We start from the raw sequence: 20,079 nt of genomic DNA, 5'->3' as shown, positions 1-20,079 counted from the left end.
ATATGAAAAAAAGTAGAGTATTTGTCGCAGCAGGAATTGCCCTATTAGCAACTGGCGTTTTAGCTGCTTGTGGTTCTTCAAAATCATCTGATTCAACAGCGCCAAAAAATTATGGTTATGTTTATACAGCTGATCCAGAAACGTTGGATTACCTCATTTCAGGGAAACAAAGTACTAAGGTTGCCACTTCAAATGGTATCGATGGTCTTTTCACAAACGATAAGTATGGGAACCTAGTTCCTGCAGTTGCAGAGGACTGGTCCGTTTCAAAAGATGGTTTGACTTATACTTACAAGATTCGTAAAGGAGTCAAATGGTTTACATCTGACGGAGAAGAGTATGCTGAAGTAAAAGCGAAGGACTTTGTAAATGGTTTGAAACACGCAGCTGATAACAAGTCAGAAGCTCTTTACCTAGCAGAATCTTCTGTTAAAGGTTTGTCTGATTATTTATCAGGCAATTCAAAAGACTTTTCTTCAGTAGGTGTAAAGGCAGTTGATGATTATACTCTTGAGTATACTTTGAACCAACCAGAACCATACTGGAACTCTAAGATGGCTTATTCAATCTTCTGGCCATTGAACGAAGATTTTGAAAAATCAAAAGGAGCTGACTTTGCTAAAGCAACAGACCCTACATCCTTGCTTTACAATGGTCCATTCTTGCTGAAAGGGTTGACTGCTAAGTCTTCTATCGAGTTCGCTAAAAATGAAAACTACTGGGACAAAGACAATGTTCATCTCGATAAAGTTACTCTTGCTTTCTATGATGGATCAGACCAAGAGTCGCTTGAGCGTAACTTTACAAGTGGAGCTTATAGCTATGCCCGTCTCTTCCCTACAAGTTCAAACTACTCTAAGGTAGCAGAAAGCTACAAGGAAAATATCTACTACAATCCATCAGGACCTGGTATCGCTGGTTTGGGTGTGAATATTGACCGTCAAGGATACAAATACACTTCTAAGACAACTGACGAGGAGAAGACTTCTACTAAGAAAGCCCTTCTTAACAAAGATTTCCGTCAGGCTTTGAACTTTGCCTTTGACCGTACGTCTTACTCAGCACAAATTAATGGTAAAGAAGGCGCTCCTCTTGCAGTTCGTAACCTCTTTGTGAAACCTACCTTTGTCTCAGCAGGCGAAAAAACTTTCGGTGACTTGGTAACTGAAAAGATGGCTGCTTATGGTGATGAATGGAAGAACGTAAACTTTGCGGATGGTCAAGATGGACTCTTCAACGCCGATAAAGCTAAAGCAGAATTTGCCAAAGCTAAAACTGCATTGGAAGCAGAAGGTGTGAAATTCCCTATCCACTTGGATATCCCAGTAGACCAAACTTCTAAAGCCTATATTGCACGTATCCAATCCTTCAAACAATCTGTTGAAACAGTACTTGGTGAAGATAATGTGGTTATCGATATCCAACAAATTTCTAAAGATGAGTTGAACAATATCACTTACTATGCTGCAAACGCTGCGGCAGAAGATTGGGACCTCTCAGGAGCAGTTGGATGGAACCCTGACTACGAAGATCCATCAACTTATCTTGATATCTTGAAGACAACGAATGCTGAACAAACAAAAACATACATGGGTTACGAAGGTGCAGATAATGCTGCAGCAGCTCAAGTTGGTTTGAAAGAATACGATAAGCTAGTTGATGAAGCTGCTAAAGAAACAAGTGACTTGAATGTTCGTTATGAAAAATACGCAGCAGCTCAAGCTTGGTTGACAGACAGCTCACTCTTCTTGCCAGCTATGGCATCAAGTGGTGCTGCACCAATCATTTCTCGTGTTGTACCATTCTCTGCATCATACAGCCAATCTGGAGATAAGGGTTCAGATGTATACTTCAAATATATTCAGTTGCAAGACAAGGTTGTAACCAAAGCTGACTATGAACAAGCTCGTGAGAAATGGCTCAAAGAGAAAAAAGAATCAAACGAAAAAGTTCAAAAAGAATTGGCTAATCACGTTAAATAAATAACTCTCAAGAGAACTTTCTCTCCATGAGGAGAAGGTTCTTTTGGGATTTTAAAAGGAAACGATATGAAGAAATATATTTTTATGCGTGTATTGCGTTCATTGTTGTCTATTTTCTTAGTGACAACCTTGACCTACACAATTATCTATACGATGGTTCCTCGAAAATTGATTTTCAAGCAGGATACCAACTATAACAAGATTGCAACGACGCCGGACAAGCGGGATAATTATGAAAATACCGTTTATGAACGGATGGGCTATATCGAGTACTACGATACCAAAGAGTTGCAAGAAAGAGCGAGCACAATGGACTCATCTGTAACAGTGGATGCCAATGATACCAATAAGGCAATCTACGAAAAATACATCAACCAACTAGGAAATGGTTGGACACTTGGTGTGTTCTCAGAAAGTGGTCAATTCTATGCTACGCGTGAAATTCCGATTTTTGAACGTGTTTTCAAATTCTATGCGAACTTGATTGATATTGATCATCCAAACAAAATTCAAGACCCTGAAAATCCAAACTTGCAACGTTATCTTCGTTTTGAAAATGACCCTGCTATCGGTTGGTCATTGGTTGGTTCAGGTACAAAACACAAATACCTTTTGTATTTCAACAATCAATTCCCATTTGTACACCAAAACTTTGTGAACATTAACTTGGGAGATTCTTACCCAACTTATGCAAACACACCAGTGCTTCAAGTTATCACACAAGGTCAGGGACAAACTAAGACATCAGAAGTTCAATTCCCTACAGGTAAAAAGACTTCATCTGTAGATATTTACTCTCGTACTTACAAATCTCCAAGTCAAGCAGATGCGCGTGAAGTAGCCAACTATGGTAAAGACGATCCATATACAGCTACAGAAAGCAATTATCAATATCCTTCAATGATTGCAAGCTCAGCGGTTGCTGGTTTGATTGGTTTGATTATTTCGTATGCGATTGCGATTCCACTTGGATCTGCTATGGCTCGCCACAAGAATACTTGGATTGATAGCTTCTCGACAGGTGCTCTAACCTTCTTGCTTGCCCTTCCAACGATTGCCTTGGTTTATATCGTGCGCTTGATTGGATCATCTATCGGTCTGCCAGATTCATTTCCTATCTTGGGAGCAGGGGACTGGCGTTCATATGTCTTGCCAGCAGTCATTCTAGGTTTGCTGGGTGCACCAAGTACAGCTATCTGGATTCGTCGTTACATGATCGACTTGCAATCTCAGGACTTCGTACGTTTTGCTCGTGCCAAAGGTTTGTCTGAAAAAGAAATTTCAAATAAACACATCTTTAAAAATGCCATGGTTCCTTTGGTTTCAGGTATTCCTGGTGCCGTAATCGGGGTTATCGGTGGTGCAACATTGACAGAAACAGTCTTCGCTTTCCCAGGTATGGGTAAAATGTTGATTGACTCTGTTAAGGCATCAAACAACTCAATGGTAGTTGGTCTTGTCTTCATCTTCACGTGTATTTCTATCTTCTCACTCTTTGTAGGAGATATCTGGATGACCATGCTTGACCCACGTATTAAATTGACAGAGAAAGGAGGCAAATAATGTCAACAATTGATAAAGAAAAATTTCAGTTCGTAAAACGTGACGATTTTGCCTCTGAAACAATTGATGCTCCTGCCTATTCATACTGGGGTTCTGTATTTAGACAATTTCTAAAGAAAAAATCAACCGTCTTTATGCTAGGAATTTTGGTTGCCATTATCTTGATGAGCTTTATTTACCCAATGTTCTCCGATTTTGATTTCAACGATGTAAGTAAGGTCAATGACTTTAGTGCTCGTTTTATCAAGCCCAATGCTGAACATTGGTTTGGTACAGATAGCAATGGTAAATCCTTGTTTGATGGGGTTTGGTTTGGTGCGCGTAATTCAATTCTTATCTCTGTAATTGCCACTTTTATCAACCTTGTAATTGGGGTTATTGTTGGTGGAATCTGGGGAATTTCAAAATCTGTAGACCGTGTCATGATGGAAGTTTATAACATTATTTCAAACATTCCATCTCTCTTGATTGTCATTGTCTTGACTTACTCAATCGGTGCTGGTTTTTGGAATCTGATTTTTGCCATGAGTGTGACAACTTGGATTGGGATTGCTTATATGATTCGTATCCAAATCATGCGTTACCGTGACTTGGAATACAACCTTGCTTCTCAAACACTTGGAACGCCAACCTTTAAAATCATCGTTAAAAACATCATGCCACAATTGGTATCTGTTATTGTTTCTACAATGACCTTGATGTTGCCAAGCTTCATCTCTTATGAAGCCTTCCTTTCCTTCTTTGGATTGGGATTGCCTGTAACAGTGCCAAGTTTGGGACGTTTGATCTCAGATTACTCACAAAACGTTACGACCAACGCTTACTTATTCTGGATTCCGTTGACAACCTTGATCTTGGTATCCCTATCTCTTTTCGTTGTTGGTCAAAACCTAGCGGATGCTAGTGATCCACGTACACATAGATAGGAGTAGACATGATAAAAGGAAAAGATGTAATTTTGACTGCTCGTGATATTGTCGTGGAATTTGACGTTCGTGACAAAGTTCTGACGGCTATCCGAGGAGTTTCTCTAGACTTGATTGAAGGAGAAGTTCTGGCCTTGGTAGGTGAGTCCGGTTCTGGTAAATCTGTTTTAACAAAAACCTTTACAGGGATGTTAGAAGACAATGGACGTATTGCCCAAGGAAGCATCGACTATCGTGGACAAGACTTGACCGCTCTAACTTCTAACAAGGAATGGGAGAAGATTCGTGGTGCTAAAATTGCGACTATCTTCCAAGACCCTATGACAAGTTTGGACCCAATCAATACAATCGGTAGCCAAATCACTGAAGTTATCATTAAACACCAAGGGAAAACAGCTAAGGAAGCCAAAGAGATGGCAATCGACTATATGAACAAGGTCGGAATCCCAGATGCTGAAAAACGTTTTGAAGAGTATCCTTTCCAATATTCTGGAGGGATGCGCCAACGTATCGTTATTGCGATTGCCCTTGCCTGTCGTCCAGATATCTTGATCTGTGACGAGCCAACAACGGCCCTTGACGTTACCATTCAAGCGCAAATCATTGATTTGCTTAAAACCTTGCAAAATGAGTACCACTTTACCATTATCTTTATCACCCATGACCTTGGTGTGGTAGCAAGTATTGCCGATAAGGTAGCGGTTATGTATGCTGGTGAAATTGTAGAATACGGAACTGTTGAGGAAGTCTTCTACGATCCACGTCATCCATATACTTGGAGTCTCTTGTCTAGCTTGCCTCAGCTTGCTGATGATAAAGGGGAATTGTACTCTATCCCAGGAACACCACCGTCTCTTTATACTGAGTTGAAAGGTGATGCCTTTGCCCTTCGGTCAGATTATGCGATGCAAATTGACTTTGAACAGAAAGCACCTCAGTTTTCAGTCACTGATACCCACTGGGCTAAGACTTGGTTGCTTCATGAGAATGCTCCTAAAGTTGAAAAACCTGGAGTCATTGCAGATTTGCATGACAAGATTCGTGATAAAATGGGCTTTGCTCATCTAGAAGACTAGGAGGAAGGAAATGTCTGAAAAATTAGTAGAAATTAAAGATTTAGAAATTTCCTTCGGTGAAGGAAGTAAGAAGTTTGTTGCGGTTAAAAACGCCAACTTCTTTATCAACAAGGGAGAAACCTTCTCTCTTGTTGGTGAGTCTGGTAGCGGGAAAACAACGATTGGTCGTGCCATTATTGGTCTAAATAATACTAGTAAAGGTGAGATCATCTTTGATGGTCATAAGATTAATGGGAAAAAATCTCATAAGGAATCATCAGACTTGATCCGTCGCATCCAGATGATTTTCCAGGACCCTGCAGCGAGCTTGAATGAGCGTGCAACAGTTGACTATATCATCTCTGAAGGTCTTTACAACTACCACTTGTTTAAAGATGAAGAAGATCGAAAAGAAAAAGTTCAAAAGATGATTCATGAAGTTGGACTTTTGAAAGAACACTTGACCCGCTATCCACATGAGTTTTCTGGTGGGCAACGCCAGCGTATCGGGATTGCCCGTGCCCTTGTGATGGAACCTGATTTCGTTATTGCGGATGAGCCAATTTCAGCCTTGGACGTATCAGTGCGTGCGCAAGTCTTGAACTTGCTCAAGAAGTTCCAAAAAGAGTTGGGCTTGACCTATCTCTTTATCGCGCATGACTTGTCAGTTGTTCGCTTTATCTCAGATCGTATCGCGGTTATCTATAAGGGAGTTATCGTCGAAGTGGCGGAGACAGAGGAGTTGTTTAACAATCCCGTCCACCCATACACTCAAGCACTTCTATCTGCTGTACCGATTCCAGATCCAATCTTGGAACGCAAGAAGGTCTTGAAAGTTTACGATCCTGACCAACATGACTATGAGACAGATAAGCCATCTATGGTAGAAATTCGTCCAGGTCACTATGTTTGGGCTAACCAAGCAGAACTTGCTCGTTACAAGAAAGTTCTTAAAGATTAAACAAATTAGGAGAGGACCGAAAGGTCTTCTCATTTTTAATAGAAAAATTCCCCTTCTACTAGCTTGTAAAAGGGGGATTGTATTGTAATTAACGTTTAGACCAGGTACGGTTCATAAAGAGCAGCAAAATTGGGTATATCTCTAAGCGACCTGCAATCATTGCAAAGGAGAGGAGGATTTTAGAGATGGGACTAAAGATGGCAAAACTCGAGGTTGTGCCTAGAATAGGTCCGATATTGTTAAAACAGCTGAAGACCGCACTGGTCACGACTAGAAAATCATTACTATCAAGACTGACGATAAAGATGAGAGAGAGAATGATCATCATATAGATAGCAAAATATTTAAGAATTTTGTGCTGGGTATCCTTATCAATCACAGTTTTATTGACGTGTAGAGTCAAAACACGGTGAGGAGATAAAGTGGACAAAATCTGATTTTTTGCGATTTTAGAGAGGATAAGTCCTCTGATCACCTTAAGACCACCTGCAGTTGAGCCAGCTGATCCACCGATTCCCATGAGGAAGAGGAGGATAAATTGGGAGAAGAGGGGCCAGTTGGTAATATCTCCGTAACCAAAACCTGTTGTTGTGATGATATTGGAAACTTGGAAGAAGGCCATTTCAACACTTTTAGAGACACCTTGGTAGAGGTGGAGCGTATTAAGCGTAATCAAGCCGGTAGAAACTAGGACAATGATGATATATGCTCGTAGTTCTTCATCTCCAAAGAAAGCCTTAACCCGACGGAGCATGAGGTAGTAGTAGAGATTGAAGTTAACTCCAAAAACCAGAACTCCGATACTAACTAGATAGGTGATGAGTGAGCTACCATAGTGGGCAATTCCGTCGTTATAGACGGTAAAGCCCCCAGTTCCTGCCGTTCCCATAGCGATGACAAAACTATCATAGAGAGGCATGCCTGCTAGGTAGTAGATAACCACAAAAAGGGAGAAGAGAGCCAGATAAAGCAGATAGAGGATCTGGGCAGTGTTTTTTAGTTTGGATACGACCTTACCAAAGACAGGACCAGGGACCTCAGCCTTCATCACCTCCAAGTGACTATTCTTGGCATTGTCCATAATGGCAAGTGCAAAGACGAGTACCCCCATCCCTCCAATCAAGTGGGTGAAACTTCTCCAGAAGAGGAGGGAACGAGTAAGAATGGAAACATCTGTTAGGATAGTTGCTCCTGTAGTCGTAAATCCAGAGCTGATTTCAAAGAAGGCATCAATGACGCTTGGGATTTGTCCTGAAAAGACAAAGGGGAGGCCACCAAAGAAAGACCATAGAATCCAACAGAGAGCAACAATTAAGACCCCTTCCTTGGCATAAATCCGCTGATTTTTCGGTTTCCGTAAAACGCCTAGACCACCGAGAAGGACTAAAATTCCAATCGTAGAAAAGAGAGCGATAAATACTTGACTGGATTCTTGGTAATAGATCGCTACACTAACAGGAACTAAGAGAAGAACAGCCTCAATCAAGAGAAGTTTTGAGAGGAGGTAACGAATCATACTTTTATTCATTTTTTACCTCTCAATCAAATCATAAATTTTGGTGATATTTGGCAATAAGGTCGTCACGAGTAACTTGTCTCCCACCTCAAGCATATCCTCTCCAGTAGGGAAGATTGTTTTTCCTTTTCGGATAATGGCTGCAATGAGAACCCCTTTTTTCAATTTCAACTGTGATAGAGGTTTGGCAGTCATTTTATTAGCTTCCTTGATTTGGAATTGGAGAGTTTCAATTTGACCATTTGCGAGATGGTGCATGGCTTGAAGATCTGAATACTGAGCGTTTACTCGACCACGGATAAAGTGCATAATGGTATCCACTGCGATGCTTTTTGGTGTGATGATACTCGAAAAATCAGGCGCGTGGATAATCTCTAGAAGGCTTGTTCGGTTGACCTTGGTGATATTCTTATGGACGCCAACTCGGTCAAGAAACATTGAGGTGATGATATTTTCCTCATCAACCCCAGTTAAGGTTGCGACTGCATCATAGTGGGGAGCACTTTCTTCCAGCAAAATGTCTTTTGCAGTTCCATCCCCTTGGACAATATAGAGATTGGGGAACTTTTCGCTGAAGAAACGAGCTCTTTCAGGATTGATCTCGATGACCTTGGTATCAATGCGACTGTCTTTTAAAATGCCGAGTAGATAATAAGCGATCTTTCCAGCTCCAACGATAAGCAAGCTTTTCACTGCACGAGATTTAAAATAGTTATGGAAAAGCATCATATCTACGCGATTTCCTGTAACAAAAATCCTATCCTTGTCTTGGATAATAACATCACCGCTTGGAATCATCAGTTGATGATCTCTCTCCATAGCACAGACAATGACATTCCCAAACTTTCTACGGAAGTCAGAGATTGGCATTTGACAAAGACCGCTAGAATCCTTGACAACAAACTCCATGAGACTGACCCGACCTCCAGCAAATCGTTCGACAGAGAGGGCATTAGGGAAATCAATGATATTTGAGATCGCACGCGCTGCCAGGAGCTCTGGATTAACAATAAGTGAAAATCCAAGAATATTTTTCTCTTTAAAATAGGCATTAGAGTATTCAGGATTTCGAACCCGAACGATGGTTTCTTTAGCGCCCATTTTTTTAGCAAGTACCGCTGAAATCATATTCACTTCATCGTGTTCGGTTAGGGCGATAAAGATATCGCACTCTTGAACACTGGCTTGCTCCAAGATGGCAAAGTCAGCCCCATTTCCAAGGAGACCTATGATATCATAGCGACTGACAATGTGATTGAGGACAGCCTCATCTTGTTCGATGAGGACAACGTCATGGTTTTCTGCAACCAGTGAACGACAGAGGGCGAAACCAACTTTCCCTCCACCAACGAGGACAATTTTCATATAAAAAACCTACTTTTTCATGATGTAACTATCATACCCTTTTTTAGCAAAAAATGCACTTGCTAAGGCGATTTTTAAGGGAAGAAAGGCCTTTTTCACGTTTTGAAGATACATTTGCTTAATTTCTATAACGATGTCTCCGATTTGAAGTGATTTGGCTCTTTTACTATACCTTTTCAGAAAGGGAATGACCAAACATGAAAATATCATCAAAAAAAGTAAAAAAATCAAGTCATTTCTATTGACAATGATTCTGAAAGTGTTATACTAAGAAAGTAGTTTCGCTGATTTACTTCAAACCTGTTGTGAGGTAAGTTAACGATGCCTTAACCACGCTGTTTGCTGAGCTTGACTCCGGGCAGTGTGGCTATTTTTTTGCAATGATAAAAGGAAGCCAGTCATGACAAATCACATTGTATTATTTGAACCTCAGATTCCACAAAATACAGGTAACATTGCGCGTACTTGCGCTGCGACCAATTCTCCCCTCCACATCATCAAGCCTATGGGCTTTCCTATCGATGATCGCAAGATGAAGCGGGCTGGTTTGGACTACTGGGATAAGTTAGAGATTTATTTTTATGACAGTTTGGAAGATTTCATGTCTCAGATGAAAGGGCAAGTCTACCTGATTTCGAAATTTGCAGAAAAGGTCTATTCTGAGGCAAATTTGGCAAGCGGTGAAGATCAGTATTTTCTCTTCGGACGTGAGGATAAGGGTTTGCCAGAGGACTTTATGCGTGAACATCCAGAGAAGGCTCTCCGTATTCCTATGAATGATGAACATGTCCGTAGCCTCAATGTGTCTAATACGGTCTGCATGATTGTCTATGAGGCTCTTCGTCAACAAAATTTTGCTGGTTTAGAGCTCGTTCACACCTATGAAGCGGATAAATTGAAATAAACAAAATGCTTGCACTTGCAAGCGTTTTTTGTTATGATAAAGGGGTCTTCAGGGCTGGGTGAGATTCCCGACCGGCGGTGACTTTAACTAGCTATTTTGGCTTACTCTTCGTTGTCTTGTCTCGATATACTTAAGTATTATCTTCGACTGCGACGCCTAGATTAATCCAAAAAAATCTTAGTTAAAGAAGTCCGCGAGCGCAAGCTGATGTGGTGCGATTCCACAACCGACAGTATAGTCTGGATGGGAGAAGACGAAAGAATGGCTTTGTCTGTTCTGATGAGTTTATAGATGAATTGCAACCGCTTGCTCAACAGAGTGAGAGGGAACTTTTGGGATATAAAAAGTGAGAATAGATAGAGGAATCCTTTCCAACTTCTTCTGATTTTATAGAAAATTGGAGGAACCTGTTATGACAAACACACGTCGACTTTCGACCATTGCGATTTTATCAGCCATTTCATTTGTGCTGATGTACTTTGACTTTCCGCTCTTGCCAGCGGCAACCTTCCTCAAGATCGAGTTTAGTATCTTGCCAGTCCTTTTGGGTTTGGTGGTGATGGATTTGCCAGCTGCTTTAGGCATTCTCTTGCTTCGCTCACTCTTGAAGTTGCTTCTGAATAGCCAAGGAGTGAATACCTACATTGGCTTGCCAATGAATATCGTAGCCTTGGGAGTTTTTGTTATCGTCTTTGGTTTGATTTGGAAAAAGGAACGCAGCACCCTTCGTTTCCTACTGGCATCTCTGGCGGGAACTATTGGATTGACTGCTGCCATGTTGGTTCTCAACTATGTCTATGCGGTTCCTTTATACGCGCAGTTTGCCAACTTTGATATTAGAGAAATTATAGGACTTTCTAACTACTTGATGACCATGGTTTTACCTTTTAACCTGATTGAAGGTTTAATCTTTGCCGTTTCATTCTGGTTGTTATACGTCCTCTTGAAACCAACCTTAAAACATTATGAGAGATAAACAAACATTTTTAATGAAGGGCAGTTTTGCCCTTTTACTTTTCGTCCTTCTTGGCTATATGGTTAAGTTCTATCCTGAAACGCTGGTCGGTTTTGATCAACCGCTTCAGACTGCCCTTCGTGGGGACTTGCCAGATTATTTAACGGTTCTGTTCCGTGCCCTTACGCATTTGATTGATATCCCAGTAATCATTACCTGGGTTGCCATCGCAGCCTTTATCTTTTATCGTAAGCAGTGGAAGATAGAAAGCTACTTCATGGCGGGCAATCTAGCCTTAGCCGGTCTTTTGATTGTGACCTTTAAAAATATTTACCAGCGCCCACGACCAGCTATCTTACACTTGGTAGAGGAGAAGGGATTTTCCTTCCCAAGCGGGCATTCTCTGGCAGTGACGCTGATGGTAGGGACTTTGATTGTCATTCTCAGTCAACGGATTAAAGATCCGGTTTTGAGAAAAATTGTGCAAATCGTCCTTGGGGTCTACCTAGTCAGTGTGCTGCTATCTCGGGTCTATCTGGGAGTTCACTATCCATCAGATGTTCTTGCCAGTTTCTGTGTGGGCTTGGGAGTCTTGTTTATCGAATTTCCTTTCTATGACAAGCTTCGCTTCCAATGGCGATTTAAAGGCAAGCAGAAGTGAGCATCAAATTCCTTTGAGGAAAAAGAAATGAAAGTCAATATAACAGATCTCCATCCGACTCAACTATACTTATCAGAAAAGAAGTTACAAGATATCCAGATGCTTTATCAGTCGGTAGAAATAATCAATGTTGCTCCAATCAGTGTTCTTGCATTCGGAGACTGCTTGTTGATTACAGACGGGCATCACAGGGCTTATCAGGCTTTATTGGCAGGTAGGGATACGATTTCTGCTGAGTGGGATAGAGATGGTGGCGATGAACTGTATTATCTCTATGCGCAAGCTTGTGAGGAAAGAAAGATTTACTCTGTTCTGGATTTAAAAAATCATATCGTATCTCAAGATGAGTATGAAGCAAAATGGTATAACTGGTGTGATGGTTTTAATCAAGCAGCAACTCTTTTATTGAAAAGGAAAGCAGGTGAAACAGATCCTACAAATAGGTAATGCATTGTGTCTTGTTCCTTTTTATATTGAAATTAGTCTAATCTAACTTGTTTTTTAACTAAAAATCTGATAAACTAAGTAGTAATTGAATAGGAATCCGCAAGACTAGTAACTCAAGGGAAGTATATCAGGGAGGAGAGCCGTGACTGCAAGCTCTCTATATGAAAGCTGGGTGAATTCACTTGCGCATGGATTTAGAAATGAAGGTCTGACTTGTCAGATGAAAACGGATGGTACCGCGTGTCAACGCTCCGAGTGGAGTTTTTGGCATGTGGTTTTCTTTTTATCTACGAGAGACTGATGGAGGAATTATGTCAACTATTGAAGAACAATTAAAAGCGCTTCGCGAAGAAACGCTGGCTAGCTTGAAGCAGATTACTGCTGAAAATGAAAAAGAGATGCAAGACTTGCGTGTCTCTGTCCTTGGTAAAAAAGGTTCCCTTACGGAAATCCTCAAAGGGATGAAGGATGTCTCTGCTGAGATGCGTCCAATCATCGGGAAACACGTTAATGAAGCGCGTGATGTTTTGACAGCGGCTTTTGAAGAAACAGCTAAGCTCTTGGAAGAAAAGAAAGTAGAAGCTCAACTAGCAAGTGAGAGCATCGATGTAACACTTCCAGGTCGCCCAGTTGCGACTGGTCACCGTCACGTTTTGACACAAACCAGTGAAGAAATCGAAGATATTTTCATTGGGATGGGTTACCAAGTCGTGGATGGTTTTGAAGTAGAGCAAGACTACTACAACTTCGAGCGTATGAACCTTCCAAAAGATCACCCAGCTCGCGATATGCAGGATACTTTCTACATCACAGAAGAAATCTTACTCCGTACTCACACGTCACCAGTTCAGGCGCGTGCTATGGATGCTCATGATTTTTCAAAAGGTCCTTTGAAGATGATCTCACCAGGACGTGTGTTCCGTCGTGATACGGACGATGCAACCCATAGTCACCAGTTCCACCAAATCGAAGGCTTGGTTGTTGGGAAAAACATCTCTATGGCAGACCTTCAAGGAACGCTTCAGTTGATCGTCCAAAAGATGTTCGGTGAAGAACGTCAGATCCGTTTGCGTCCATCTTATTTCCCATTCACAGAGCCATCTGTTGAGGTGGATGTTTCCTGCTTCAAGTGTGGTGGAGAAGGCTGTAACGTATGTAAGAAAACAGGTTGGATTGAGATTATGGGGGCCGGTATGGTTCACCCACGTGTCCTTGAAATGAGTGGAATCGATGCGACTGTTTATTCTGGATTTGCCTTTGGTCTTGGACAAGAGCGTGTCGCTATGCTCCGCTACGGAATCAATGATATCCGTGGGTTCTACCAAGGCGATGTCCGCTTCTCAGAACAGTTTAAATAATGATTAGAAAAGTAGAAAAGGCAGATATTGGGGCGTTGTCCAAAATTGCCAAACAAACCTTTCGTGAAACATTTGCTCATGATAATACGGAAGAGCAGTTACAGGAATACTTTGAAAAGACTTATAGTCTCAGAGTTTTGTCAACTGAGTTGGAAAATCCAGATTCCGAAACCTATTTCATTATGCATGAAGAGGAGATAGCTGGTTTTCTCAAAGTCAACTGGGGAAGTGCTCAGACTGAGAGAAAATTAGAGGATGCTTTTGAAATTCAACGCCTCTATGTGCTACAAAAATTCCAAGGATTTGGACTAGGTAAGCAACTGTTTGAATTCGCTCTTGAACTTGCTACCAAAAATAGTTTTTCCTGGGCTTGGTTAGGTGTTTGGGAGCATAATACAAAAGCTCAAGCGTTTTATAACCGATATGGTTTTGAGAAATTTAGCCAACATAGTTTTATGGTTGGTCAAAAAGTAGATACAGATTGGTTACTGAAAAAGAAATTAAGGTAAGAAGAGGATTCTTCTATTGAAATGATAGGAAAGGAAAAGAACTAGAGTGGCAACTGTCATTCTGGAGAACTAAATTATGCTTGTATCTTATAAATGGTTAAAAGAATTGGTGGACATTGATGTGCCATCACAAGAGTTGGCTGAAAAAATGTCAACTACAGGGATTGAGGTCGAAGGTGTGGAATCACCTGCTGCTGGTCTCTCAAAAATTGTCGTCGGTGAGGTCTTGTCTTGCGAAGATGTGCCAGAAACTCACCTCCATGTTTGTCAGGTTAACGTTGGCGAAGAAGAAGCACGTCAAATCGTTTGTGGTGCACCGAATGTGCGTGCTGGTATTAAGGTTATGGTGGCTCTTCCAGGAGCTCGTATTGCTGACAATTACAAGATTAAAAAAGGGAAAATCCGTGGCTTAGAGTCACTTGGAATGATCTGTTCACTTGGTGAATTAGGTATTTCTGACTCAGTTGTACCAAAGGAATTCGCAGATGGTATTCAAATCTTGCCTCAAGATGCTGTTCCTGGGGACGAAGTCTTTTCTTACCTAGACTTGGATGATGAAATCATCGAACTTTCTATCACACCAAACCGTGCAGACGCTCTATCTATGCGTGGAGTAGCGTACGAAGTGGCAGCCATCTATGACAAGGCAGTCAACTTTAAAGAATTCAGTTTAATAGAAACAAATGAAGCTGCAGCAGATGCCCTTTCTGTCAGCATTGAAACAGACAAGGCGCCTTACTATGCAGCCCGTATCTTGGACAATGTGACCATCGCACCAAGTCCACAATGGTTGCAAAACCTTCTTATGAATGAAGGGATTCGTCCTATCAACAACGTTGTAGACGTGACCAACTATATCCTGCTCTACTTTGGTCAGCCTATGCATGCCTTTGACTTGGATACCTTTGAAGGGACTGACATCCGTGTGCGTGGAGCGCGTGCTGGTGAAAAATTAGTGACCTTGGACGGTGAAGAACGTGACTTGGAAACAAATGACCTAGTCATTACTGTCGCAGACAAGCCAGTAGCCCTTGCAGGTGTTATGGGTGGTCAAGCAACAGAAATCTCTGAAAATTCTAGTCGTGTTGTCCTTGAAGCGGCTGTTTTCAATGGCAAATCGATTCGCAAGACTAGCGGACGCCTCAATCTGCGTTCTGAATCATCTTCTCGCTTTGAAAAAGGCATCAATGTGGCAACTGTTAACGAAGCCCTTGATGCGGCAGCGAGCATGATTGCTGATCTTGCAGGTGCGACGGTGCGTAAGGGCATCGTTTCAGCAGGAGCGCTTGATACTTCTGATGTAGAAGTTTCTTCGACTCTGGCTGACGTTAACCGCGTCCTTGGTACGGAGCTTTCATATGCTGATGTGGAAGATGTCTTCCGTCGTCTTGGCTTTGGCCTTTCTGGCAATGCAGAAAGCTTTACAGTCAGCGTTCCACGTCGTCGTTGGGATATCACCATCGAAGCGGACCTCTTTGAAGAAATCGCTCGTATCTATGGTTATGATCGCTTGCCAACTAGTCTTCCAAAAGATGACGGTACAGCTGGCGAATTGACTGCGACACAAAAATTGCGTCGCCAAGTTCGTACCATCGCTGAAGGAGCAGGTTTGACAGAAATCATTACCTACGCTCTGACAACGCCTGAAAAAGCAGTTGAGTTCACAGCTCAACCAAGTAACCTTACAGAACTCATGTGGCCAATGACAGTGGACCGTTCTGTCCTCCGCCAAAATATGGTCTCAGGTATCCTTGATACAGTTGCTTACAACGTAGCGCGTAAGAACAAAAACTTGGCCCTTTACGAGATTGGAAAAGTCTTTGAACAAACAGGCAATCCAAAAGAAGAATTACCAAACGAAATCAACAGTTTTGCCTTTGCCTTAACAGGCTTGGTTGCAGAAAAAGATTTCCAAACGGCAGCAGTTCCAGTTGATTTCTTCTATGCTAAGGGAATCCTTGAAGCGCTCTTTACTCGCTTGGGACTAGAAGTGACTTATACAGCAACAGCTGAGATTGCAAGTCTCCATCCAGGACGTACAGCCGTGATTTCACTCGGCGACCAAGTTCTTGGTTTCCTTGGCCAAGTGCATCCAGTCACTGCCAAGGCCTACGATATTCCAGAAACGTATGTAGCTGAGCTCAACCTTTCCGCCATCGAAGCTGCCCTTCAACCAGCTGCTCCATTTGTAGAAATCACTAAATTCCCAGCAGTCAGTCGTGACATGGCTCTACTCCTCAAGGCAGAAGTCACTCATCAAGAAGTTGTAGACGCTATCCAAGCTGGAGGCGTGAAACGTTTGACAGATATCAAACTCTTTGACGTCTTCTCAGGCGAAAAACTGGGAGTTGGCATGAAGTCAATGGCCTATAGCTTGACCTTCCAAAATCCAGAAGATAGCTTAACAGACGAAGAAGTCGCACGCTATATGGAAAAAATCCAAGCATCACTCGAAGAAAAAGTGAATGCAGAAGTGCGTTAATAGTCTAAAATCCATCCCTCGGGGTGGATTTTTAGTTTCAAAAGGACAGTTCAGAAGAGAAAAGCGATAGTTGAGGAGGAAGCCATCTCAGAAAGTCTTTAATGAGTTATACTAAAGCTATCGCTGAAGCACTTAAATTTATTAGAGATAGGATACTTTTGCTATTTATAATCCGATAAAATGGACATAAATCGTTGTAAAGGCTATCAAAAAGGAGTATAATAAGTGCAACATATCTCGGAGGTGGAAAATGTTAGAAGTAAGAAATCTAGAGAAAAGTTTCGGTCCCAAGCAAGTCTTGTTTGGTGTCGATTTTCAGGCAAGTCCAGGAAGGATTCTGGGCTTGGTCGGGAAGAATGGTGCTGGGAAAACAACGATTTTCCACAGTATGTTGAAATTTTTGGAGTATCAAGGAGAGATCAGTCTGGATGGGCAGGAGATTCGTCAGGAAACCTATGCACGGATTGGTTATCTGCCTGAGGAACGCAGTCTCATGCCCAAGTTGACAGTCCTTGAGCAAGTTCGCTACCTGGCGACTCTAAAAGGTATGGATGCTAAGGAAGTCAAGGAAAAACTCCCTCAATGGATGGAAAAATTGGAAGTGAAGGGCAAATTGACCGACAAAATCAAGAGCCTCTCCAAAGGGAATCAGCAGAAAATTCAGCTGATTATCACCCTAATCCATGAGCCAGACTTGATTATCTTGGATGAGCCTTTTAGTGGTTTGGATCCAGTCAATACTGAGTTGCTCAAGCAGGTCATCTTAAAAGAGAAAGAGCGCGGTGCAATCATTATCTTTTCTGACCATGTCATGACCAACGTTGAGGAACTTTGCGATGATATTCTGATGATTCGTGACGGGCGTGTGGTCTTGCATGGACCAGTTCAGGATGTCCGTAATCAATATGGGAAAACACGTCTCTTTGTTTCAAGTGAACAAAGCAAGGAAGAATTGGAAAAACTTCCTCACGTCAAACAGGTGAGCTTGACCAAGCAAGGTAGTTGGAAATTGATCCTAGATGATGAAAGTGCTGGAAGGGAACTCTTCCCCATCCTCACTCAAGGTCAATATATTGCGACCTTTGACCAACAGGCTCCAACAATCGATGAAATCTTTAAACTAGAATCAGGGGTGGAAGTATGAGAAATATGTGGGTTGTAATGAAGGAAACCTATCTTCGACATGTCAAGTCGTGGAGTTTCTTCTTTATGGTGATTTCGCCGTTCCTCTTTTTAGCCTTATCTGTAGGAATCGGCTTTCTCCAAGGGTCTTCTATGGCCAAGAATAGCAAGATAGCAGTAGTAACAACTGTGCCATCTGTGGAAGAAGGGCTCAAGGGTACCAATGGTATCAACTTTGATTATAAGGATGAAGCCAGTGCCCAGGCTGCTATCAAGGATGAGAAAATCAAGGGTTACCTAACCATTGACCAAGAGGACAGTGTCCTCAAGGCCGTCTATCATGGTGAAACTTCTCTTGAAACAGGCATCAAACTAGCAGTAACCAATAAGTTAAACGAACTGCAATACCAACTCAATCGTTCGGCAGCCAATTTGTCTCAAGAACAGGAAAAACGTCTGAGTCAAACCGTTGATTTTACTGAGAAGATTGATGAATCTAAGGAAAACAAAAAAATTGTTCAAACCATTGCTGCCGCAGGGCTTGGCTTCTTCCTTTATATGATTTTGATTACCTATGCTAGTGTCACTGCTCAGGAAGTGGCTAGCGAGAAAGGAACCAAAATCATGGAGGTGGTCTTCTCTAGTATCCGAGCAAGTCATTATTTCTACGCTCGCATGCTGGCTCTGCTTCTTGTGATTTTGACTCATATTGGCATTTACGTCGTGGGTGGGCTGGCTGCTATTCTGCTCTTTAAAGATATCCCTATCTTGGCACAATCTGGAATTTTAAATCATCTAGGAGAGGCCTTCTCGCTCAATACCTTATTGTTTGTCTTGGTTAGTCTCTTTATGTACGTTGTTTTAGCAGCCTTCCTAGGCTCTATGGTTTCTCGCCCTGAGGATTCAGGAAAGGCCTTGTCGCCATTGATGATCTTGATTATAGCAGGATTTGTCGGTGTGACCTCTCTAGGTGTTGCTGGGGACAATTTAGTTCTGAAAATTGGTTCCTATATTCCTTTCATCTCGACCTTCTTTATGCCATTTAGAGCTATAAATGGGTATGCCAGTGGTCTGGAAGCTTGGATTTCGCTTGCCATAACGGTTGTTTTTGCAGTCACTGCAACAGCCTTTATCGGACGCATGTATGCTAGTCTAGTCCTTCAAACAGATGATTTGGGAATCTGGAAAACCTTTAAACGTGCCTTAGCTTATAAATAGGAAAGCCTCGCAAAAGCGAGGTTTTTCTAGATGTTAAACACTGAAATCGGCAAAAATATTTTTCATATCTATTGACTTTTAGTAGTGAAATTTGGTATGATAGTAGACGGTATTGTTTACCCCATTTGTAAGGCCCCGGAACCTTTCAAATACCCCGCGGACCGGAACATCCGCCCTGTAAACAAAAACGATATTCATATAGGAGAAATCATGAACAAAACTACATTCATGGCTAAACCAGGCCAAGTAGAACGCAAATGGTACGTTGTTGACGCAACTGATGTACCTCTTGGACGCCTTTCAGCAGTTGTTGCTAGCGTACTTCGCGGAAAAAACAAACCAACATTCACACCACACACTGATACAGGTGACTTCGTAATCGTTATCAATGCTGAAAAAGTTAAATTGACTGGTAAAAAAGCAACTGATAAGATCTACTACACTCACTCAAACCACCCAGGTGGATTGAAACAAATCTCTGCTGGTGAACTTCGTTCTAAAAATGCAGTACGTTTGATCGAAAAATCAGTTAAAGGTATGCTTCCACACAATACTCTTGGTCGCGCTCAAGGTATGAAATTGAAAGTATTCGTTGGAGCTGAGCACACTCACGCTGCACAACAACCAGAAGTTCTTGATATTTCAGGACTTATCTAAGGAAAGGAACAATAAAGTATGTCACAAGCACAATATGCAGGTACTGGACGTCGTAAAAACGCTGTTGCACGCGTTCGCCTTGTTCCAGGAACTGGTAAAATCACTGTTAACAAAAAAGATGTTGAAGAGTACATCCCACACGCTGACCTTCGTCTTGTTATCAACCAACCATTCGCAGTTACTTCAACTGTAGGTTCATACGACGTTTTCGTTAACGTTGTAGGTGGTGGATACGCTGGTCAATCAGGAGCTATCCGTCACGGTATCGCTCGTGCCCTTCTTCAAGTAGACCCAGACTTCCGCGATTCATTGAAACGCGCAGGACTTCTTACACGTGACTCACGTAAAGTTGAACGTAAGAAACCAGGTCTTAAGAAAGCTCGTAAAGCATCACAATT

Annotated in this window: 18 protein-coding genes and 1 riboswitch; of the genes, 16 read left to right on the top strand and 2 right to left on the bottom strand. The window is 41.9% G+C overall.

The window, feature by feature from the left end:
• Nucleotides 1–2 precede the first annotated feature (2 nt).
• From GMD4S_RS02075 to GMD4S_RS02055, 5 genes are all read left to right on the top strand, one after another.
• On the top strand, nucleotides 3–1,982 hold the full coding sequence (locus GMD4S_RS02075; RefSeq protein ID WP_000749704.1) for a peptide ABC transporter substrate-binding protein: 1,980 nt from the start codon (nucleotides 3–5) through the stop codon (nucleotides 1,980–1,982).
• A gap of 66 nt (nucleotides 1,983–2,048) precedes the next feature.
• Nucleotides 2,049–3,545: an ABC transporter permease gene (locus tag GMD4S_RS02070; protein ID WP_000759891.1), complete on the top strand. Its 1,497-nt coding sequence runs from the start codon at nucleotides 2,049–2,051 to the stop codon at nucleotides 3,543–3,545.
• Complete coding sequence (oppC, locus tag GMD4S_RS02065; RefSeq protein WP_000103692.1) at nucleotides 3,545–4,471, top strand: oligopeptide ABC transporter permease OppC; 927 nt, start codon at nucleotides 3,545–3,547, stop codon at nucleotides 4,469–4,471. The genes GMD4S_RS02070 and oppC overlap by 1 nt, the downstream gene beginning before the upstream one ends.
• A gap of 8 nt (nucleotides 4,472–4,479) precedes the next feature.
• Nucleotides 4,480–5,547, top strand: coding sequence for an ABC transporter ATP-binding protein (locus GMD4S_RS02060; RefSeq protein WP_000589650.1), 1,068 nt, complete (start codon nucleotides 4,480–4,482; stop codon nucleotides 5,545–5,547).
• Between the two features lie 10 nt (nucleotides 5,548–5,557).
• Entirely contained in the window at nucleotides 5,558–6,487 is a 930-nt protein-coding gene (locus GMD4S_RS02055; RefSeq protein WP_001291310.1) for an ATP-binding cassette domain-containing protein, read from the top strand.
• Nucleotides 6,488–6,575: 88 nt separating this feature from the next.
• Here the strand turns inward: GMD4S_RS02055 and GMD4S_RS02050 are convergent, their stop codons facing one another.
• The gene (locus tag GMD4S_RS02050) at nucleotides 6,576–8,015 is read right to left on the bottom strand and encodes a TrkH family potassium uptake protein (protein ID WP_001043432.1); all 1,440 of its coding nucleotides are present in this window, start codon (nucleotides 8,013–8,015) and stop codon (nucleotides 6,576–6,578) included.
• 3 nt (nucleotides 8,016–8,018) lie between these two features.
• On the bottom strand, nucleotides 8,019–9,368 hold the full coding sequence (trkA, locus tag GMD4S_RS02045; RefSeq protein ID WP_000706815.1) for a Trk system potassium transporter TrkA: 1,350 nt from the start codon (nucleotides 9,366–9,368) through the stop codon (nucleotides 8,019–8,021).
• A gap of 400 nt (nucleotides 9,369–9,768) precedes the next feature.
• On the opposite strand from trkA, the gene GMD4S_RS02035 reads away from it, so the two are divergent.
• The 11 genes from GMD4S_RS02035 to rpsI form a co-directional block, all read left to right on the top strand.
• Entirely contained in the window at nucleotides 9,769–10,272 is a 504-nt protein-coding gene (locus GMD4S_RS02035; protein ID WP_000181370.1) for a tRNA (cytidine(34)-2'-O)-methyltransferase, read from the top strand.
• A gap of 40 nt (nucleotides 10,273–10,312) precedes the next feature.
• A riboswitch (FMN riboswitch) is annotated at nucleotides 10,313–10,531 on the top strand.
• 153 nt (nucleotides 10,532–10,684) lie between these two features.
• Entirely contained in the window at nucleotides 10,685–11,248 is a 564-nt protein-coding gene (locus tag GMD4S_RS02030) for an ECF transporter S component (RefSeq protein WP_000185840.1), read from the top strand.
• The gene (locus GMD4S_RS02025) at nucleotides 11,238–11,888 is read left to right on the top strand and encodes a phosphatase PAP2 family protein (protein WP_009013718.1); all 651 of its coding nucleotides are present in this window, start codon (nucleotides 11,238–11,240) and stop codon (nucleotides 11,886–11,888) included. The genes GMD4S_RS02030 and GMD4S_RS02025 overlap by 11 nt, the downstream gene beginning before the upstream one ends.
• 27 nt (nucleotides 11,889–11,915) lie before the next feature.
• The gene (locus tag GMD4S_RS02020) at nucleotides 11,916–12,335 is read left to right on the top strand and encodes a hypothetical protein (RefSeq protein WP_000867350.1); all 420 of its coding nucleotides are present in this window, start codon (nucleotides 11,916–11,918) and stop codon (nucleotides 12,333–12,335) included.
• A 311-nt stretch (nucleotides 12,336–12,646) separates the two neighbouring features.
• Entirely contained in the window at nucleotides 12,647–13,693 is a 1,047-nt protein-coding gene (gene pheS, locus GMD4S_RS02015; protein ID WP_008289063.1) for a phenylalanine--tRNA ligase subunit alpha, read from the top strand.
• Nucleotides 13,693–14,202, top strand: coding sequence for a GNAT family N-acetyltransferase (locus tag GMD4S_RS02010; RefSeq protein WP_000619930.1), 510 nt, complete (start codon nucleotides 13,693–13,695; stop codon nucleotides 14,200–14,202). Before pheS ends, GMD4S_RS02010 begins: the two co-directional genes overlap by 1 nt.
• 76 nt (nucleotides 14,203–14,278) lie before the next feature.
• Nucleotides 14,279–16,684, top strand: a complete 2,406-nt coding sequence (gene pheT / locus GMD4S_RS02005; RefSeq protein ID WP_000961535.1) for a phenylalanine--tRNA ligase subunit beta — start codon at nucleotides 14,279–14,281, stop codon at nucleotides 16,682–16,684.
• Between the two features lie 250 nt (nucleotides 16,685–16,934).
• Nucleotides 16,935–17,828: an ABC transporter ATP-binding protein gene (locus GMD4S_RS02000; RefSeq protein WP_000895260.1), complete on the top strand. Its 894-nt coding sequence runs from the start codon at nucleotides 16,935–16,937 to the stop codon at nucleotides 17,826–17,828.
• A complete protein-coding gene (locus tag GMD4S_RS01995; RefSeq protein ID WP_001245393.1) occupies nucleotides 17,825–19,024 on the top strand; it encodes an ABC transporter permease in 1,200 nt (399 codons plus the stop codon). The genes GMD4S_RS02000 and GMD4S_RS01995 overlap by 4 nt, the downstream gene beginning before the upstream one ends.
• Nucleotides 19,025–19,234: 210 nt before the next feature.
• Nucleotides 19,235–19,681: a 50S ribosomal protein L13 gene (gene rplM, locus GMD4S_RS01990; protein WP_001044624.1), complete on the top strand. Its 447-nt coding sequence runs from the start codon at nucleotides 19,235–19,237 to the stop codon at nucleotides 19,679–19,681.
• A gap of 18 nt (nucleotides 19,682–19,699) precedes the next feature.
• A partial coding sequence (gene rpsI / locus GMD4S_RS01985) for a 30S ribosomal protein S9 (RefSeq protein ID WP_000075972.1) occupies nucleotides 19,700–20,079 on the top strand: 380 nt, incomplete at its 3' end.

The organism is Streptococcus sp. GMD4S (genome assembly GCF_000296955.1).
The sequence above is the reverse complement of the archived record's forward strand: the minus strand, read 5'-3'. Positions and strand labels throughout refer to the sequence as shown.

Bases quoted from the DNA above. Each gene is read 5' to 3' on its own strand.
- GMD4S_RS02075 (WP_000749704.1), top strand. From the start codon at position 3: ATGAAAAAAAGTAGAGTATTTGTCGCAGCAGGAATTGCCCTATTAGCA.
- GMD4S_RS02070 (WP_000759891.1), top strand. From the start codon at position 2,049: ATGAAGAAATATATTTTTATGCGTGTATTGCGTTCATTGTTGTCTATT.
- oppC (WP_000103692.1), top strand. From the start codon at position 3,545: ATGTCAACAATTGATAAAGAAAAATTTCAGTTCGTAAAACGTGACGAT.
- GMD4S_RS02060 (WP_000589650.1), top strand. From the start codon at position 4,480: ATGATAAAAGGAAAAGATGTAATTTTGACTGCTCGTGATATTGTCGTG.
- GMD4S_RS02055 (WP_001291310.1), top strand. From the start codon at position 5,558: ATGTCTGAAAAATTAGTAGAAATTAAAGATTTAGAAATTTCCTTCGGT.
- GMD4S_RS02050 (WP_001043432.1), bottom strand. From the start codon at position 8,015: ATGAATAAAAGTATGATTCGTTACCTCCTCTCAAAACTTCTCTTGATT.
- trkA (WP_000706815.1), bottom strand. From the start codon at position 9,368: ATGAAAATTGTCCTCGTTGGTGGAGGGAAAGTTGGTTTCGCCCTCTGT.
- GMD4S_RS02035 (WP_000181370.1), top strand. From the start codon at position 9,769: ATGACAAATCACATTGTATTATTTGAACCTCAGATTCCACAAAATACA.
- GMD4S_RS02030 (WP_000185840.1), top strand. From the start codon at position 10,685: ATGACAAACACACGTCGACTTTCGACCATTGCGATTTTATCAGCCATT.
- GMD4S_RS02025 (WP_009013718.1), top strand. From the start codon at position 11,238: ATGAGAGATAAACAAACATTTTTAATGAAGGGCAGTTTTGCCCTTTTA.
- GMD4S_RS02020 (WP_000867350.1), top strand. From the start codon at position 11,916: ATGAAAGTCAATATAACAGATCTCCATCCGACTCAACTATACTTATCA.
- pheS (WP_008289063.1), top strand. From the start codon at position 12,647: ATGTCAACTATTGAAGAACAATTAAAAGCGCTTCGCGAAGAAACGCTG.
- GMD4S_RS02010 (WP_000619930.1), top strand. From the start codon at position 13,693: ATGATTAGAAAAGTAGAAAAGGCAGATATTGGGGCGTTGTCCAAAATT.
- pheT (WP_000961535.1), top strand. From the start codon at position 14,279: ATGCTTGTATCTTATAAATGGTTAAAAGAATTGGTGGACATTGATGTG.
- GMD4S_RS02000 (WP_000895260.1), top strand. From the start codon at position 16,935: ATGTTAGAAGTAAGAAATCTAGAGAAAAGTTTCGGTCCCAAGCAAGTC.
- GMD4S_RS01995 (WP_001245393.1), top strand. From the start codon at position 17,825: ATGAGAAATATGTGGGTTGTAATGAAGGAAACCTATCTTCGACATGTC.
- rplM (WP_001044624.1), top strand. From the start codon at position 19,235: ATGAACAAAACTACATTCATGGCTAAACCAGGCCAAGTAGAACGCAAA.